General features: G+C 41.2%; 14 protein-coding genes. 3 read left to right on the top strand and 11 right to left on the bottom strand.

Features of this window, described 5'->3' with window-relative positions; all coding sequences use genetic code 11:
- Nucleotides 1-7: 7 nt before the first annotated feature.
- A complete protein-coding gene (thrC, locus tag DC077_RS04640) occupies nt 8-1,411 on the bottom strand; it encodes a threonine synthase (protein WP_109217846.1) in 1,404 nt (467 codons plus the stop codon).
- An 843-nt stretch (nt 1,412-2,254) separates the two neighbouring features.
- On the opposite strand from thrC, the gene DC077_RS04630 reads away from it, so the two are divergent.
- Nucleotides 2,255-4,069 carry an aminopeptidase P family protein gene (locus DC077_RS04630; RefSeq protein WP_109200703.1) on the top strand — a complete coding sequence of 605 codons (1,815 nt, stop codon included), beginning with the start codon at nt 2,255-2,257 and terminating at the stop codon, nt 4,067-4,069.
- Nucleotides 4,070-4,334: 265 nt separating this feature from the next.
- Here DC077_RS04630 and DC077_RS04625 read toward each other — a convergent pair whose 3' ends face one another.
- The gene (locus DC077_RS04625; protein WP_109200704.1) at nt 4,335-4,802 is read right to left on the bottom strand and encodes a hypothetical protein; all 468 of its coding nucleotides are present in this window, start codon (nt 4,800-4,802) and stop codon (nt 4,335-4,337) included.
- An 8-nt stretch (nt 4,803-4,810) separates the two neighbouring features.
- Nucleotides 4,811-5,650, bottom strand: coding sequence for a 3-deoxy-8-phosphooctulonate synthase (gene kdsA / locus DC077_RS04620; RefSeq protein WP_275663879.1), 840 nt, complete (start codon nt 5,648-5,650; stop codon nt 4,811-4,813).
- A 366-nt stretch (nt 5,651-6,016) separates the two neighbouring features.
- On the opposite strand from kdsA, the gene rarD reads away from it, so the two are divergent.
- Nucleotides 6,017-6,976 (top strand): EamA family transporter RarD, encoded by a 960-nt coding sequence (rarD, locus tag DC077_RS04615; protein WP_109200706.1) that lies wholly within the window; start codon nt 6,017-6,019, stop codon nt 6,974-6,976.
- 165 nt (nt 6,977-7,141) lie between these two features.
- Here the strand turns inward: rarD and murJ are convergent, their stop codons facing one another.
- From murJ to thrS, 8 genes are all read right to left on the bottom strand, one after another.
- Nucleotides 7,142-8,719 carry a murein biosynthesis integral membrane protein MurJ gene (murJ, locus tag DC077_RS04610; RefSeq protein ID WP_109200707.1) on the bottom strand — a complete coding sequence of 526 codons (1,578 nt, stop codon included), beginning with the start codon at nt 8,717-8,719 and terminating at the stop codon, nt 7,142-7,144.
- Nucleotides 8,720-9,081: 362 nt separating this feature from the next.
- Nucleotides 9,082-9,387, bottom strand: coding sequence for an integration host factor subunit alpha (locus tag DC077_RS04605; RefSeq protein WP_094566868.1), 306 nt, complete (start codon nt 9,385-9,387; stop codon nt 9,082-9,084).
- 71 nt (nt 9,388-9,458) lie between these two features.
- The gene (gene pheT / locus DC077_RS04600) at nt 9,459-11,840 is read right to left on the bottom strand and encodes a phenylalanine--tRNA ligase subunit beta (protein WP_109200708.1); all 2,382 of its coding nucleotides are present in this window, start codon (nt 11,838-11,840) and stop codon (nt 9,459-9,461) included.
- Between the two features lie 23 nt (nt 11,841-11,863).
- Nucleotides 11,864-12,877 (bottom strand): phenylalanine--tRNA ligase subunit alpha, encoded by a 1,014-nt coding sequence (gene pheS, locus DC077_RS04595; RefSeq protein WP_109200709.1) that lies wholly within the window; start codon nt 12,875-12,877, stop codon nt 11,864-11,866.
- 101 nt (nt 12,878-12,978) lie between these two features.
- A complete protein-coding gene (gene rplT / locus DC077_RS04590; protein ID WP_094566865.1) occupies nt 12,979-13,335 on the bottom strand; it encodes a 50S ribosomal protein L20 in 357 nt (118 codons plus the stop codon).
- Between the two features lie 25 nt (nt 13,336-13,360).
- A complete protein-coding gene (rpmI, locus tag DC077_RS04585) occupies nt 13,361-13,558 on the bottom strand; it encodes a 50S ribosomal protein L35 (protein WP_109200710.1) in 198 nt (65 codons plus the stop codon).
- A 41-nt stretch (nt 13,559-13,599) separates the two neighbouring features.
- Nucleotides 13,600-14,136 carry a translation initiation factor IF-3 gene (gene infC / locus DC077_RS04580; RefSeq protein ID WP_109200711.1) on the bottom strand — a complete coding sequence of 179 codons (537 nt, stop codon included), beginning with the start codon at nt 14,134-14,136 and terminating at the stop codon, nt 13,600-13,602.
- A gap of 563 nt (nt 14,137-14,699) precedes the next feature.
- Nucleotides 14,700-16,619, bottom strand: a complete 1,920-nt coding sequence (gene thrS, locus DC077_RS04575; protein ID WP_109200712.1) for a threonine--tRNA ligase — start codon at nt 16,617-16,619, stop codon at nt 14,700-14,702.
- A gap of 347 nt (nt 16,620-16,966) precedes the next feature.
- On the opposite strand from thrS, the gene DC077_RS04570 reads away from it, so the two are divergent.
- Nucleotides 16,967-17,608: a c-type cytochrome gene (locus tag DC077_RS04570; protein WP_109200713.1), complete on the top strand. Its 642-nt coding sequence runs from the start codon at nt 16,967-16,969 to the stop codon at nt 17,606-17,608.
- Nucleotides 17,609-17,653: the final 45 nt, after the last annotated feature.

Genomic DNA, 17,653 nt, shown 5'->3' with positions numbered 1-17,653 from the left:
GTGTTCCTTAGTTTAAAGCGGATTCAATAAATTGACGTAATAAGGTGACATCATTGGGCATCACCTCTCTTTTCTGAGGTAGCGCCTCAAGTGCTTCCACCTCAGTTAAATCAAACGGTGCGTCACTCACCGCTTGCTTAATTGTCTCATAAAATTTGATGGGCTTGGCAGTTTCTAAACAGAGCTGTAGATCGCCATCAAGATAATGACTACCAACAAAGACACCATCTGCGGTATGGGGATCGATCAACTCTCCTGATTCGCGATAGACCTTTGCAATGGTCTCTAAACGGTTTTGATGTGAGCTTTCACCTGATTCAATATTCCAATTTGCACGATCTTTCCAGAGAGGATCCTTCATCAAATCAAAATAGCCTTGCGCGTCAATCTGCTCCCAAAGCGCTTTTGTCTTCTCACTGCCGGCAATCAGATAGATAAAGCGCTCAAAGTTACTCGCTTTAGCGATATCCATTGAGGGGCTAGAGGTTAAATGGACATCTTTCGAAGCTCTAGGGCGATAGATCCCTGTTTTAAAGAACTCATCTAACACATTGTTCTCATTTGTCGCTAAGATCAATTTATGAATCGGCAATCCCATCTCACGAGCAATAATGCCGGCAAAGATATTACCAAAGTTACCCGATGGAATAACGACATCAATCTTCTCATCGTTATGTTCTGTTGTCATAAAGTAGCCCTTAAAATAGTAGACTACTTGCGCCAAAATACGGGCAAAGTTAATGGAGTTCACCGCACCAAGATGATACTTCTCTTTAAACTCAATATCATTATTGAGCGCTTTAACAAGATCTTGGCAATCATCAAAAACCCCTTCGATGGCAATATTGTGAATATTATCATCTTGCACCGAATACATCTGCGCAGTCTGGAAGGCACTCATACGATTATGAGGACTTAACATCACCACTTCTATCCGCGGTTTTCCTTTCATCGCATGAATCGCACTCGAGCCCGTATCCCCGGATGTTGCACCTACGATATTGAGTCGCTTATTCTGCTTCTCTAACACATAAGGGAAGAGCTCACCGAGAAATTGCATCGCCATATCTTTAAAGGCGTAGGTAGGCCCCTCAGAAAGACCCAAAACCTTCACCTTATCACTGATCGTACGCTCGGAAATAATTGATTCCACCGCAAAATTGTCGTTATTATAAGCGCCTTCTACCAGCTTTTTAAGATCTTCTCTTGGGATATCGGTCGCATAGAGAGACATGACTTCTAAAGCTAAATCACTATATTTGGGAAGTTGTCGCCACTCTTCTAATCTCTCTTTTGAAATCTTTGGAATCGACTCCGGCATTGATAAGCCACCATCTCGACACAACCCCTCTAATACAACCTCACAAAAAGATTTAGGGAGATCTCCCCCTCGCGTACTCACATATTTCATTATTTAATCAAGCCTACAAAAAGAAATGGACATCGTCTGTTAATAGATTCTCTATCGTTACCCTATTGATCACTCTATTCTACTCATCGATACTGCTCTTAGTATCGACTCTACTAATACATACACTAATACATACTTACTAATTAGATAATTCTTAATCCTTAATAATACCTGATCCGCAAGCCTTTTTCTCTTAGAAAAAGGACTCACTTTATAAAACGACCAGATAACGACCTTATAGTGCTTCGTTATCTTAGTCATTTTAGCCTTTCATCATTATTTCGGCTCTTTCGACCTCTTTAGCTACTCTTTAAGTAATTTCTACTATTTTTGAGAATTTTGCTATCTTTTTCTCACTCTAATGGCTTCACCAAATCTTTACTATCATCTCTACTATCACCTTTACTATTACGCCTCCCGGGAATCAACAGATCCTAATATCAATCCAATCCTCCCCCTCTTTTAGGAAGTCGCGCTAAAAGGTCTTCTCATTCCTATTGATAACGATTGATACCTATTGATACCGACAGATATCGATTAATTGCGTTTGATTACGATTAATTGCGACTCATTGAAATTAATTACAATTGCTAACTTTAGTATCAGAAAGAATAGAATCTTTAGAGATTGAAATGAAAGAGGGGTAGAATGCTAGAGGTGAGTTAAAACTAAATCTAAGGGGCAACTTAAGGTTTAATTTAAGATTGGACTTGAGATCAATAACGGGCAAACTAGCAGTCATCTAGGATCGAAAAGTGAGAGCCCATCGTTAAAGTCGATAGAAACAGATAGAAATAGATAGTAATTAGATAAAAAATAGACAACTATTCTGAAGGATAAAATATGAGTAAAAGTAGCGAAATTAATGCGCGTATTGCCGCTCTACAGAAACAGATGATAAAAGATAAGATCGATGCTTGGATTATCTTAAGCGCCGATCCCCATCTCTCTGAATATCTTCCTGATCATTGGAAATTAAGAGAGTGGTTTTCTGGCTTTACTGGCTCTGCAGGAACGCTGGTTGTGCTCCAAAAGAGCGCTTACATCTGGGCAGATAGTCGATATTGGGTTCAAGCAGCAAAAGAGCTTCAAGGCACTACCGTAGAGCTGATGAAACTTGGCGCACCTAATACCCCTTCTTACATTCACTACCTTCAATCTCAACTTAAGCCCGGAGCTCAAGTTGCGCTTCTTCCCGATACAATGTCGGTTGAAAATTTTGTCGAAAGTTATGAAGCGCTCGATGATTTCGATATCACTTTAACAACTCAATTCAACCCTTTTGACCGTCTGATAAGCAATAGAGCTCCTCTTCCTTCTGAAAAACTCTATCTTCATGAGGATCAATTTCTATCGGAATCCTTAAGTGATAAAGTTCGTCGTATCCGTAAAGTGATGAGTGATGAAGCGGCTGATGTCCATATTATCTCCACATTAGATGATATCGCTTGGTTGACCAACCTTCGCGGACGAGATGTCACCTATAATCCTGTCTTTTTAGCATTTGTGATGATTACCCCCTCCTCCGTGACGCTCTTTATTGATGAAGAGAAGTTAACGCCGGAGGTGAAGAAGTATCTAACCGAGCATAAAGTAACCGTCTTCCCTTATGATACTTTCTACGATGAGTTAGGAAATATTCCAGCAGATAAAACAGTTATGCTCGATGAAAAGCGCACAACCTATGCCGCGTTAGAGGCGATCGATGAAGCATGTGAAATTCTCTATCTCCCCAATCCTAGCACGCTCTTTAAAGCGCAAAAAAGTGATGAAGACCTTGCCCATATCCAAGAGGCGATGATTGAAGATGGTGTTGCCATGGCACACTTCTATACTCAATTTGAAGCAAGAATGGCCAATGGTGAGAAATTAACCGAACTTGATGTTGCAGAAGGATTAGCATCTGAGCGAGCAAAGCGCCCCCACTTTATCGATCTTAGCTTCGATACCATTGCCGGCTTTAATCCTAATGGTGCATTGCCACACTATCGTGCAACTGAAAAGGATCACGCGATTATTGAGGGCGATGGCCTCCTACTTATCGACTCAGGAGCGCAATATAAAAATGGAACAACCGATATTACCCGCGTTATTCCAATTGGTCAGCCCTCTACTGCACAAAAACAGGATTTCACCTTTGTTCTTAAATCATTAATTGCGATGAGTAGCACTATTTATCCTGAAAATATCGCAATGCCACTACTTGATGCAATTGCTCGAAAACCACTTTGGCAGCATCAACTCGACTATGGTCATGGAACAGGTCATGGGGTTGGTTACTTCCTCAATGTTCATGAAGGGCCTCAAGTGCTCTCATATCATGCGACACCCAATCCTCAAATGCGTGTTAAGAAAGGGATGGTAACCTCCATTGAACCGGGTATCTATCGAGAGGGGAAATGGGGCGTTCGCATTGAGAACTTAGTTACTTCTCAGCCTATTAGTAATCCTAAAGAGCAAGATTTTGGTAATTTTATGTTCTTTGAAACCTTGACACTATTCCCCATTGATACACGTCTGATGGAGCGCTCACTCCTTACAGCAGAAGAGATTGAGTGGGTTAATCAATATCATCAAAGCGTCTATGAGAAGCTCGCTCCTCGCATTGAGGATGAAGCGGTATTAGCTTGGTTGAAAGAACGTACTGCCGCTATTTAAGTATTAAGTATCAGTAGTCGATAGATACATTCTTGATAAATCCCGTGAAAATAACTCTGGAAGATGATAACGATCACTAGAATCGCCAGAGTCAGCAGAATAAAAAAACTCAATTAAAAAGGTCTAAGTTTCAATACTTAGACCTTTTTTCTTAAATATTTTGAATCTTTTTAATTTTTTGAATCTTTCGCAGATCGTGCTCTGCTCTTACTCTGATCTTTCTCTTAATACTGTTATGTTCTTATGCTCTTATATTCTTATACTCTTATGATTCTTGAGAGAGTAGCGCTGCCTGCCGTTGCCCTATCTCTTGATAGAGTTTCTCAATATCAGCTGAATCATAGAGGCCATTCATCACCATAACAGGATCCCCTCCTGCCGGAGTATAGATCAAGGTATCCGCAGATGACTTTAAAGTTGAGAGCTTCGTTGCCCAACTTTCACTCTTTTTAAGGGTAAAGATCCCCGTTTTCAGCGGAAAGGTTCGCACACGCCCTAAGATCGGTTTAACCGATAACTGATCCTTACTCAATGTCGTTGTCGAAATAGAGGTGAAGTAAAAAAAGAGTCCAAAGAGAACAAAGAGTCCGAGTGGGGCACTCTTTGTTAAGAGGATCTCTAATGCCGTTCCTAAAACGATAAGCGCTGAAAGAATAAATCCGAGCTTAGATCGACTGCTTCCTGGAATCGTATAGCTAATGCTCTCTTTGCTCACTCTACTTACTTCACTCATAATAACTCCTACTTAATCTCTAATGGCTCAAACGATTTGACTAATTCATCCACTGCCTTCACCCGCTCTAAAAAGGGTTTAAGAAGCGCAAGTGGCAATGCACTTGGTCCATCACATTTGGCGCGATCAGGATCTTCATGTGATTCCAAAAAGAGTCCGGCAATTCCTGTTGCCATGCCGGCTAATGCTAAATCTAACACCTGCTCACGGCGCCCACCAGAGGCTTTCTCAAGGGGATTACGTTGTTGTAGTGAGTGGGTAACATCAAAGATAATCGGAGCATCATCACACACCTTTTTCATCACGCCAAAGCCTAAGAGATCTACAACAAGATTATCATAGCCAAAGCAGCTACCACGCTCACAGAGCATGACCTGATCATTTCCCGCCTCACGGAATTTCTCAACAATATTGAGCATCTGTGTGGGGCTTAAAAATTGAGGCTTCTTCACATTGATAGGACGACCCGTCTTTGCCATCGCTACCACAAGGTCAGTCTGTCTTGCTAAAAATGCCGGCAGTTGTAAAACATCAACCACTTCCGCAACTGGCGCTGCTTGAAACGGTTCATGGATATCGGTAATAACGGGGACATTAAACTCTTTTTTAACAGCAGAAAAGATCTCTAACCCCTCTTCTAAACCGACTCCTCGGTAAGAGTGGATCGAGGATCGATTCGCCTTATCAAATGAACCCTTAAAGACAAGCGGGATCTCTAAAAGATCAGTCACCTTCACATAAGCTTCACACGCTCTTAATGTAGAATCGAGAGACTCCAAAACATTTATCCCACCAAAGAGGACAAAAGGCTTTCGATTAGCTACTTCAATATCTTGAATTTTAATCACAATACACTACCTCATCTAATCTATTTTTACGCTATCTATATTCAATTTTGTTCGATCCTGTTTGATCGTCTACAATTCTTCTCAGTTTTACCCAGAATTACTCAGGCTTACTCAATATCTTTAGCTCATTTTACCTGAATAACACCACTTTGTATTGAACTCTCTCCCTTAAAAAATAAAGCGACTAGCAACCCATAAAATACTGCTACACTACTCTTTTAATAAGAGATTTTCTAAACCCTCTACCAATCGACAATAGTAGATAATAATCGACAACTATAGATAATAATATCTTATAACCGCTCAATACACTTACTCTTTGTGATCCTCTGATCAATTGATAACTAACCACTCGAGATGGCATATATGGAACAATCTTCCACTAATAACTATAAAAAAGGCGTGCTTCTTACTCTCTCCTGTTACACCATATGGGGCTTTTTTCCTATCTATTGGTTCCCGCTTTCCGGCGTTGATCCCTTACAATTGATGGCGCAACGGATCGGTTGGTCGCTCGCTTTTATTATTATTCTTCTCTGCTTTAGAAGAGAGGATCGCCTACTTCTCAAAGATGCCTTCTTTAATCGGCGGATTATAGTCACCTTTATGGCCTCTTCCTTCTTCCTCTTTATGAATTGGTCTATCTATCTCTATGCGATCTCATCTCATCAAGTTTTAGAGGCGAGTTTAGGCTACTATATCAATCCATTGGTATCGATCTTTTTAGGGCGCGTCTTCTTTAAAGAGGCTTTGACGAAGGTACAATATAGCGCTATTACACTTGCTGCAATTGGGGTCTTATGGCTTGCCTTTCTCGCCGGCACAATCCCCTATATCGCCCTGCTACTCGCCTTCTCCTTCGGTTTTTATAGTGCGATGAAAAAGATTGTTGCTCTCCCACCATTGCCGGGGCTCTTTCTCGAAACACTCTTTATGATGCCCTTTACCATTATCTACCTCATCGTTATCTACCAAAATGGTAATCTCATCTTCTTAGAGCTAGAGAATTTACCGCTTATTTTGCTCATTCTCTCAGGAGCAGCCACTACAATTCCCCTTCTCCTCTTTGCTAAGGGTGCTAAATATATTCCCCTCTCTTTAGTAGGAATATTGCAATATGTCTCGCCAACACTACAGCTATTAACAGGGCTCTTTCTCTTTCATGAATCTCTCCCCCCTCTTCGACTGATCGGCTTTGTGATTGTCTGGATCTCCGTTATCACCTATATCAGTAGCGAAGTTCATCGTGCAAAAAATGGGCAAAAAAAGCGTGAAGAGATGGAAGTGAAAAGAGTAGCGCGATTAAGTGATCAGATTGCAAAGTAGAAAAAGGCTAAATAGAGAAAGCTAAGCAGAGAAGACTAATCACAAACATTACTCTACCCTCTCACCCTCTACGCCCTCTACACCACGAGTCATCATCAGCAAATGCCCGATAGCGCAAGTATCCGATGCCGATGATAGGTAACTGGCAGTAATGGAATCTTTACTCTATTGATCGAGATTATCCTTCTTAGCTTGCCGCTCCATAGCGACTAAAGGGCCCTTCATTCTACGAAGAGAGAAGCCTGATAGATGCAGCGTTATAAAATAGAGCACCACACTACCCACAATCGCCGCCAATATTGCCGGAAACTTAAGAATAAAAGCCCCCTCAAACCAGAAGAGCGAATAACCCTGTAGCCAATAGAGAATAGCGACTAAAAGAAGATTTGCCGGAAAAATCGCCAATATCCGCCGAGTAAAGAGATTATTAAAGTGATGAATATTGAGAAAGACAAGCCCAAAAGCTAAAAGCAACGCATTGACCCAGGCCGCCAATGAAGAGGAGAGCGCAAGTCCTGCATGCTGATAATATTTCACCAAAATAAATTGCAAAAAGATATTTACAGCAATCGCAATCAGACTAAAATACATCGGCGTTTTCGTATTCTGCCGAGCAAAATAGACCGGCGCTAAAATACGGATCATAAAAAATGCGGGGATCGAGAGCGCATAAGTCATCAAACTCTTTGCCGCCATAATCACATCCGATTCATAGAACTCCCCGCGCATAAAGAGAATCGCAAGTAGTGGCTCTGCTAAAAAAATCAATCCTAACATTGAAGGAATACCAATGATTAAGGCTAATTCAATTCCCCAATCGATCGTTTTCCCTAGATTAACTTGATCCCCTTTGGTATTTAGCTCCGATAATTTCGGCAAAATAACTGTCCCCAATGCTACAGCAAAAGTACCTATTGCAAACTCCACTAAACGGTCAGAATAGTAGAGCCAAGTGATGCTTCCTGTCTCTAATCGAGAGGCTAATTGTGTATTGATTAAGATATTGATCTGACTACTCGAGGATCCGATCAATGCCGGCACCATCAAGAGCATAACCCGTTTTACCTCAGGGGAGCGAAAGCGTATCATCGGAGAGATGATTAATCCTTCTCTCTTTACCGCCCAAAAGAGAATCATCATCTGACAGATCCCGGCAAAGAAGACAGCATAACCGAGGGCTTTAATCGGCTCTTCAAGATAGATGCTCACCATAGCGCCGGCAATTAGAAAGAGATTGAGAAGAATCGGCACTGCAGCAGGAATTGCAAACTTATTGAGTGCATTCATCACACTACTATACATCGCCGTCATACAGATAAAGAAGAGGTAAGGCAACATCAACTGCAACAACTCTTCTGTTAAAAGAAACTTCCCAAGATCATCACTAAAACCTGCCGCAAAGAGAAGAACCATTTCGGAAGAGAAGGTAACTCCTACAATTGTAATTAAAAGCAGAATCACGCCTAGCGTTCCACTAATCTCTGCCAAAAAGCGTTTCAACTCATCACGACTACGCTCAAGCCGAATCTCACTAAAGACTGGAACAAATGCTTGATTAAAGGCTCCCTCTCCAAAAAAACGGCGAAAGAGATTAGGAATTCGAAAAGCGACACTAAAAGCATCCATCGCTGCGCCGGCACCAAAATAACTTGCAAAGACAATGTCTCGCAACAACCCCATAATTCTTGAGAGTAAGGTAAATCCACTTACTGTAAAGAGTGATCGGAAAAGCGATGATTTCATAATATCCTACGATGCATTAATGGATGATAGAAGCGGTAAAGCTAAGGTAAAGCTGAGTGAAGGAAGAGATAATTATACTGAAATCTCCACCCTATGGGGAAATATCATCAGACTGATCAGCTCCAAGAGTATATAGCGGCATAGAGCGCAGATAGCACATATAACAAAACCCCATACAACAGCGATGTTATATGGGGTTTTACTGATTGATTATCACTCACTTACGAGTTTAAAGGCATAGCTTGATAAATACTTTTAAGTGACTCATTAGTTGCCCTTAAGTAACCCTTAAGTAACCCTTAAGTAAATAAGGTAAATAAAGTAAGAAAATAGAACTCGATCTACTCGAACTCCATATACTCTTAACCTTCTGCTTTTTCACTGAGTTCATTCATGCTTAAGCGTAAATTTTGACCGATACGGAAAGTCACTACACGACGCGCACTAATTGGAATCTCTTCCCCTGTTTTTGGGTTTCTTCCCGGTCTCTCTGCTTTATCACGTAATTCAAAGCTACCAAAGCCGGAGAGCTTCACTGCTCTACCTGTAGCTAAGGCATCACTAATCTCTGTAAAAAAGTCCTCAACAAATTGTTTGGTATCTTCACGTGAGATATTTGTACTGTGATACAGATTCTCCGTAATTGCTGCTTTCGTTAAAGTAGACATCTATTACTCCTTTCCCTAGTATCGTCTTAATTTAAACTCTATCACTGCAAACTAAGCGCTACAAGGCTTCTCTACTGACGTAGCGATACCCCTATCGTAGCTAAGTCTTGCAAAACTTCTTCTACAATCGCCTGAACTTCCGCATCCTTCAGGCTCTCTTCCGGATTTTGGAAAGTTAGGCTAAATGCCATATTCTTAGTTGCCGTCTGCTCTGCTCCATTTTCAGGAACATAGATATCGAAGAGGTTCACTTCCGTTAAGTAACGACGCTGACCTGAAGCACTCATCACATCTAAGATCTGCTGCGTTGTAACTTCAACAGGCACAACTAATGCTAAATCTCGTTTCGATGAAGGGAATCTTGATAACTCCTTAAACTTCGGCGTCATCGACGCTGCTAATAGATCATAGTTTAGCTCAAAAACAAAGACATCACGGTTGAGATCTAACGCTTTTGATACCGTTGGATGTAACTTACCTAAATAACCTACAACCTCACCACTTGAGAGCTTGATATCAGCACTTTGACCGGGATGAAGAATTGCTCGCTCTGTTGCAACAAAACGGTAATCATCTCGCCCCGTTCTCTTAAGTAATGCCTCAACATCACCCTTAAGATCATAAAAATCTACATTACGAGCTTTGATTCCCCATTGTAGCGGTGCAGCTGTTCCACAGATCGCACCAGCAATATGTAGTACTTGCTCAACATTCTCTAAAGTCCCATTATAGGTACGTCCCGATTCAAAGAAGCGTAAACGACTCTGCTGACGCTTAAGATTATGCTCCATTGCCCCTAAAACACCGGGAAGTAGAGTTGTTCGCATCACAGAAAGATCACTTGAGAGTGGATTTTTCAATTTGATCGCCTCTTTTGAAGGATCTAAAATTGCTTGCCACTTAGGACTAATAAAACTCATCTCAATCACTTCATGATAACCTCTCCCTACAAGGAGCGATTTAAAATCATTTAATGCAATACGTGACTCTGCCACTATCGGCATAGAGACTTTTGAAACCATCTCAAATGAGACCGGTACTTTATCGTAACCATTCAATCTAACAACTTCTTCAATAAAGTCCTCTTCAATCTCTAGATCAAATCGGTATGAAGGAGGCGTTACCACTAAATAGTCGTCATGTACCTCTTGAATATCACCAATACGGCCTACGAGCTCTTTTATATCACAACTTGTAAATTTTTGTCCAATTATTTGATTTGTTTTACAATATCTGACTTTCACAGGCTTTCTTTGTGGCAATTGATCAGCTTCAATCACCTCAGTGATCTCACCTGCTTCTCCGCCGGCATATTGTAAAATCAGGTTCGTAGCGTACTCTAGAGCATTCTTTGTCAATTCAAAGTCAACTCCACGCTCATAACGGTGAGAAGAATCGGTATGTAAACCATAATTACGTGCTTTACCCGCAATTGTGATTGGGTTAAACCAAGCGGACTCTAAAAAGATATCCGTTGTCTCATCATTACAGGCACTTGCTTCTCCACCCATAATTCCTGCCATCGCAAGCGCTTTCTCTTGATCAGCAATCACTAATGTATCCGATTTTAAACTGACCGTATCGCCATTGATTAACGTTAATTTTTCACCCTCTTGAGCTCTGCGAACAAAGATATCCCCTGCAACTTTGCCATGATCAAAAGCGTGAAGTGGTTGCCCAACCTCTAAAAGAATATAGTTGGTAATATCCACCAAGATTCCATGTGGGCGAATACCACTACGACGGAGGCGTTCTTCCATCCAAAGCGGTGTCTTTGCTTGTGGATTGACGCCAGAGATTACCCGACCTAAATATTTTGGACAATCAGCTGCATCCTCAATCACTACAGCTCTCTTTAACGAGCTTTTAACTGGCGCAGATTCAACAGAGAATGATTTTGCTGATTCGCCGGTAATCGCTGCAAGATCGCGAGCAACCCCTAAGATGCTCAAGCAGTCGCCACGATTAGGCGTTAAGTCGATCTCAACAATCTCATCATCGAGATCAAAGAGCGCTCTAAAGTCAGCTCCAACCTCTGTTTGAGGATCAAGAATCATCAAACCTGAGGCATCTTCATTGACCCCTAACTCTTTTGCTGAACAGAGCATTCCTGAAGAAGCAACGCCACGTAATTTAGCATCCTTGATCTTAAAATCACCCGGAAGTGTTGCTCCCACTAAAGCGGTAGGGACTTTAATGCCTACGGCGACATTCGGCGCGCCACAGACAATTTGCAGTAGCTGATCACGACCAACATTCACCTGCGCCACACGAAGACGATCCGCATCAGGATGGGGCGTTAACTCTACTACTTCACCTACAACTACATTTGTAAAATGAGGCGCTGCAAGCTCAACACCCTCCACTTCAAGACCTGCCATCGTCAAGCGATCTGATAGATCATTTGGGATCTTCTCAATCCACTCTTTTAACCAAGAAACTGAAATTTTCATAATAACTTTTACCCAGTATTTGTTTATCTAAATTGCGTTAAGAAATTCATATCATTTTCATAGAATAAGCGAAGATCGTTGACGCTATAACGTAACATCGCTAAACGTTCTACTCCCATTCCAAACGCATATCCTTGAAACTTCTCTGGATCAATTTTGACTGCTTTTAATACATTTGGATGAACCATTCCACACCCTAATACCTCTAACCAGCCGGTATTTTTACAGACACGACAACCATCGCCTTCACAAATAACACACTCAATATCAACTTCAGCAGAGGGTTCTGTAAAGGGGAAGAATGAGGGACGGAAACGCAATTTGAGATCTTTTTCAAAGAATTTTTGCATAAACTCTGTCAAGATGCCTTTTAGATCGGCAAAAGTGACACTCTCATTGACTACCAATCCTTCAACCTGATGGAACATCGGGCTATGTGTTACATCAGAATCGCTACGATAAACACGACCATATCCAATCATCTGAATAGGTGGCTTCTCCTGCTCCATCACATGAATTTGAGTATTTGAAGTGTGGGTACGTAACAACATATGATCATCAAAATAGAAGGTATCAAACATTGCTCTAGCAGGATGGTGCTCAGGGATATTGAGTGCTTCAAAGTTATAAAAATCACTCTCAATCTCAGGACCTTCCACAATATCAAAACCTAAAGAGGCAAAGAGTTGATGAATACGCATCATGGTTCTGGTAATAGGATGGAGTGTACCAATATCACCATTACGACCTGGTTGCGTTACATCAACCGTCTCAGTCATCAATTGGCGATGAAGTTCTGCTGTCTCTAACGCCTCTTTTTTTGCTTCAAGCGCCTTCATCACTTCACCACGAACCTGATTAATTTCAGCACCCCGCGCTTTTCGCTCCTCAGGATCTAACTTTCCAAGCGATGCCATTAGGCCACTAATTTGACCTTTCTTACCAAAGTAGGCAACTCGTACATCATCGATAGCCTGTAAATTATCGGCTTTAGAAATTGCTTCTAAAGCGGTTTGAAGAATTGTCTCTAGACTCATTAGTTCATCTACCTACATATCTTTTGATTATCAAATAAAAAAGGAAAAGAGCATCGATAGCTGCTTTTCCTTTTGTGTAAACTCTTTTATTTAAGAGATATTTATGCTAATGCTGATTTAGCACGATCTGCTAATGCGCCAAACGCACTAATATCATGAACTGCCATATCTGCTAGCACTTTACGGTCAATTTGGATCTCAGCTTTTTTCAAACCGTTGATAAAACGGCTATAAGAAAGACCAAACTCACGTGCAGCTGCGTTGATACGAACGATCCAAAGAGAGCGGAAATCTCTCTTACGTTGACGGCGGTCACGATAAGCATATTGACCTGCTTTATAAACTGCTTGGGTCGCTGTACGGATAGAGCGTGAACGCGCACCGTAATAACCTTTTGCTTTTTTTAAGATTTTTTTGTGACGCGCTTTTGTAATCGTCCCACGTTTAACTCTTGCCATTTCTAAATTCTCCTAATCTAAATACTTATGCGTACGGTAACATTTGAGCGATTTGCTTATGATCTGCTTTAGAGATCACTGCCTCACCACGTAAATGTCTCTTACGCTTAGTAGATTTCTTAGTAAGAATGTGACTACGGAATGCACATTGGCGCTTGAAGCTACCACTTGCACTTTTGCGGAAACGCTTTTTAGCGCCGCTATGGGTTTTCATTTTTGGCATTTTAATCCACTCGCATTTCTAAATAATTATTAATAAATAATCTACTCTTTAGCTGCAGTTTTGATCGGTGCTATGACCATTGTCATCTGGCGACCTTCCATTTTTGGACGTTGCTCGACAACACCATACTCTTTCAAATCCTGCTCTACACGAAGAAGTAGATCCATACCGAGATCTTGATGGGCCATTTCACGACCTCTAAAACGAAGCGTAACTTTGCCCTTATCTCCATCTTTAAGGAAACGTATCAGGTTGCGTAGTTTTACCTGATAATCCCCCTCATCCGTTGCCGGACGAAATTTGATCTCTTTTACTTGAACCTGTTTCTGTCTCTTTTTAGCTTCATCCGCTTTTTTACGTAGCTCATAACGGTATTTACCATAATTCATGATGCGACATACCGGCGGTTTTGCTGTTGGCGAGACTTCAACTAAGTCAAGCGAGTCATTGTATGCTAATTCTAAAGCTTCATCAAGAGAAACAACACCTTTTTGCTCTCCATCCGCTAAAATTAATCGCACTTCTTTCGCCGAGATCTTCTCATTTATTCGGTGCTCATATTGATTACTAATAGTTATATCTCCTACTGTTAATTAGTTAAATAGCGCTTAGATAGTGCCATTTATTCTTAAAATATCACTCTCAAATCATTAAGACGTCTTAAAAATTTTACAAGTTTTAAGAATTTCAAGAATTTTATCTCAAAGAGTTCTCTTATTTACTTAAATCCTATTTATTCAAATAATATTTACTCAAATAAGCGCTCTGACACTCTCTAATCTTCTTATTGATTAAGTTCGATCTTCACTAGGCTTCCTATTAGATATTAGATCATAATCTATTATCTCGCCTCTAATATGAAGATCGCTTATTTAATTATCCTTTATATAAATCTTCGATCCAAAATGCAATAGCTAATCACCATCCCTTACCCATCGATAAGCACAATTGATAAAGTACAGATAAAGCATGATGCTTAGCTAACTTTCATTAAGTATGACTTTCTGATTATTCAATAACCTATTATACAGATCGCGCAACTGATATTCATCCCCTTTTAATCTCTCTTACACTAATCTTTGCCATAACCTAACGTAGAAAAGGTCAAAATCGAGCTGATCAAAACAGTGGCGCGCAGGTATTAAAGTTCTTTCTTCAAAAGCGCTACAAAATCCTCAAGCGTCATAGCACTAAGATCAACACCTTCACGTGTTCGTACAGCTACTAACCCCATCTCCATCTCTCGTTTTCCAAGAACAAGGATATAAGGGATGCGTGAAATTGTCGCTTCACGAATTTTATAGCCGATCTTCTCATTGCGCTGATCTACTGTTGTGCGGATGCCATGACTTCTAAGCTCTTTGGCAACCTTCCCTGCATATTCGCTCTGCTGATCTGTAATTGTTAAAACTGCCACCTGCTCAGGCGCTAACCAGAGCGGGAATGATCCTGCATGATGCTCAATTAAGATTCCAATAAAACGTTCAAAAGAACCTAAAATAGCACGATGCAACATCACAGGTGTTTTTCGCGTATTATCTTCATCAACATACTCAGCCCCTAAACGCTCTGGAAGAACAAAGTCTAACTGAATTGTTCCAACCTGCCATGAGCGGCCAATCGCATCTTTAATATGGTATTCCACTTTCGGACCATAAAAAGCGCCTTCTCCAGGAAGCTCTTCCCACACAATCCCCGCGGCATTCAATGCTGAACGTAATCCAGACTCTGCCATATCCCAAACGTGGTCATCACCTGCTCGTTGGTCGGGACGTAGTGAAAGTTTGACATTCACATCATTAAAACCGAAGTGATCATAGACACTCATGGCAAATTTATGGAAGCGCTCTACTTCAGAGATAACTTGATCGGGACGACAGAAGATATGTGCATCATCTTGTACAAACCCGCGAACACGCATAATGCCATGCAATGCGCCAGAGGGTTCATTACGGTGACACGAGCCAAATTCCGCAAGGCGCATCGGCAGATCACGATAGGAGTGCAAGCCATGATTGAAAACTTCAATATGGCATGGGCAGTTCATCGGCTTAACCGCATAATCACGATTCTCTGAAGAGGTTGTAAACATATTCTCTTTATAGTTTTCCCAATGCCCTGAACGCTCCCAAAGAGAACGATCGACCACCATTGGCGTACGAATCTCTTGATATCCCTCTTCCTGCTGACGCTTTCTCATATATTGCTCAACAGCTTGCCAGATTGTCCATCCTTTAGGATGCCAAAAGACCATCCCTGGCGCTTCCTCTTGGAGGTGGAATAGATTTTGCGCTCGACCAATACGGCGATGATCACGCTTCTCCGCCTCTTTTACTCGCTCAAGATGGGCTTGTAATTCTTTCTCTGTTGGGAATGCCACCGCATAGATACGCGTTAACATCTTATTATTGGAATCTCCGCGCCAATAGGCTCCGGCAATATTTGTTAATGCAAATGCTAACTTACCACGATTAGTTGTTGGCGTATGCGGGCCACGACAGAGATCCATAAAGATATCTTCGCCATTATTACCTTGACGGTAGAGAGAGATCTCCACCTGATCTTCCGGCGCACGATTGATAATATCAGCTTTATAGAGCTCCCCTTTATCTAAGAAGTATTGGATTGCTTTATCCCGAGGCCACATCTCACGCGTAACCTCTAAATCTTCTTTTAAAATTTCACGCATTCTGGCATCAATTGCCGGCAATGCTTCTGGAACAATTGGCTCTTTAAAATCGACATCATAATAGAAACCATTTTGAATCGTAGGTCCAATCGCTAAGAGAGCATCGGGATAAAGATCCTTCACCGCTCGAGCTAAGACCTGCGCTGCAAGAGTGTGACGCGCAATATCAAGCCCAGCTTCATCCTTTATCGTTAGCACCTTGAAGTCGACATCTTCGGTGATGGTATAGCTAAGGTCTCGCTCTTCTCCATCTACTACAATTCCGACTGCTGCCTTAGCAAGCCCAGGTCCAATATCATTGACAATATCGAATCCAGTAACAGCGCCTTGGTACTCTCTTTTACTGCCATCAGGCAAAGTGATCACGGGCATTGACTTTTACACTCCTTCAATAAACAACAAAAAAACAACATATAATCGATCTAAATGAGCTATTATAGACTAACTTTATCCTCCATATCATAAATTATTGCATGATTACACCCGTTATTCTGCCCAATTAATGTGAGGTTGTTTGACTTAGGCAAACTTCTTTCACTCTTCTACTACATATTTTTTTCAAAATAGAATAGAATAAGGCAATATTTAATAAGGATTTTAAAAGAGTTAGTCGATAGCACTATCAAAATTGGCAGAAACTGAGATCATTCGGTAGCGCTTATTGACCTTGAGCATATCAACTAATATAGAACAACCCAGATTTAGGAGAGTAAACTGCTGTGCGTTTTAATTACAAAGCCCTAATTGGAATTGGTGTTTCATTGATGTTCACAAACATTAATGCCACAGAGATCACACCAAATTATGAAGCAGGTAAAGCGATCGCTGAAACCTGTGTATCTTGTCATGGTAAAGATGGGATCAGTACGAATGATCTCTATCCAAAACTAGCAGGACAGCATCAAAAATATATCCGCACTCAGCTCTATGAAATGAAACGTTCATATAGTGATCCAGATAATGGTTTGCGTTTTGACTCAGAGATGAGTGTTGAAGCGGATAAATTAACTGATCAAGATATTGCAGATGTTGCGCTCTATCTCTCAAAGCAGAAGACAAGCTATGGTGTTGCTGATGAAAAATTAGCAATCCGCGGAGAGCAGATCTATCGTGGCGGTGACATTGCTCGTGGTATTCCTGCTTGTGCGGCATGTCATAGCCCAACCGGTCAGGGAAATGCGGCAGCAAACTACCCAGCATTAGCAGGACAACATGCCTACTATACTGAGAAGCAATTGAACCGCTTTAAAACAGAAGAGCGTAAAAATGACCCTGCACGTATCATGCGTGATATTGCTCAACGTATGACTGAAGCAGAGATTAAAGAGGTCTCCTCTTATATCCAAGGTCTTCAGCCTTAATCGGTGAACTATTTTCGATCAAAGTGAGCTTCATGCTCACTTTTT

Origin of the sequence: Ignatzschineria cameli (assembly GCF_003121895.1) — a bacterium.
Taxonomy (GTDB): domain Bacteria; phylum Pseudomonadota; class Gammaproteobacteria; order Cardiobacteriales; family Wohlfahrtiimonadaceae; genus Ignatzschineria; species Ignatzschineria cameli.
This window is presented reverse-complemented; position numbering and strand designations above follow the sequence as displayed.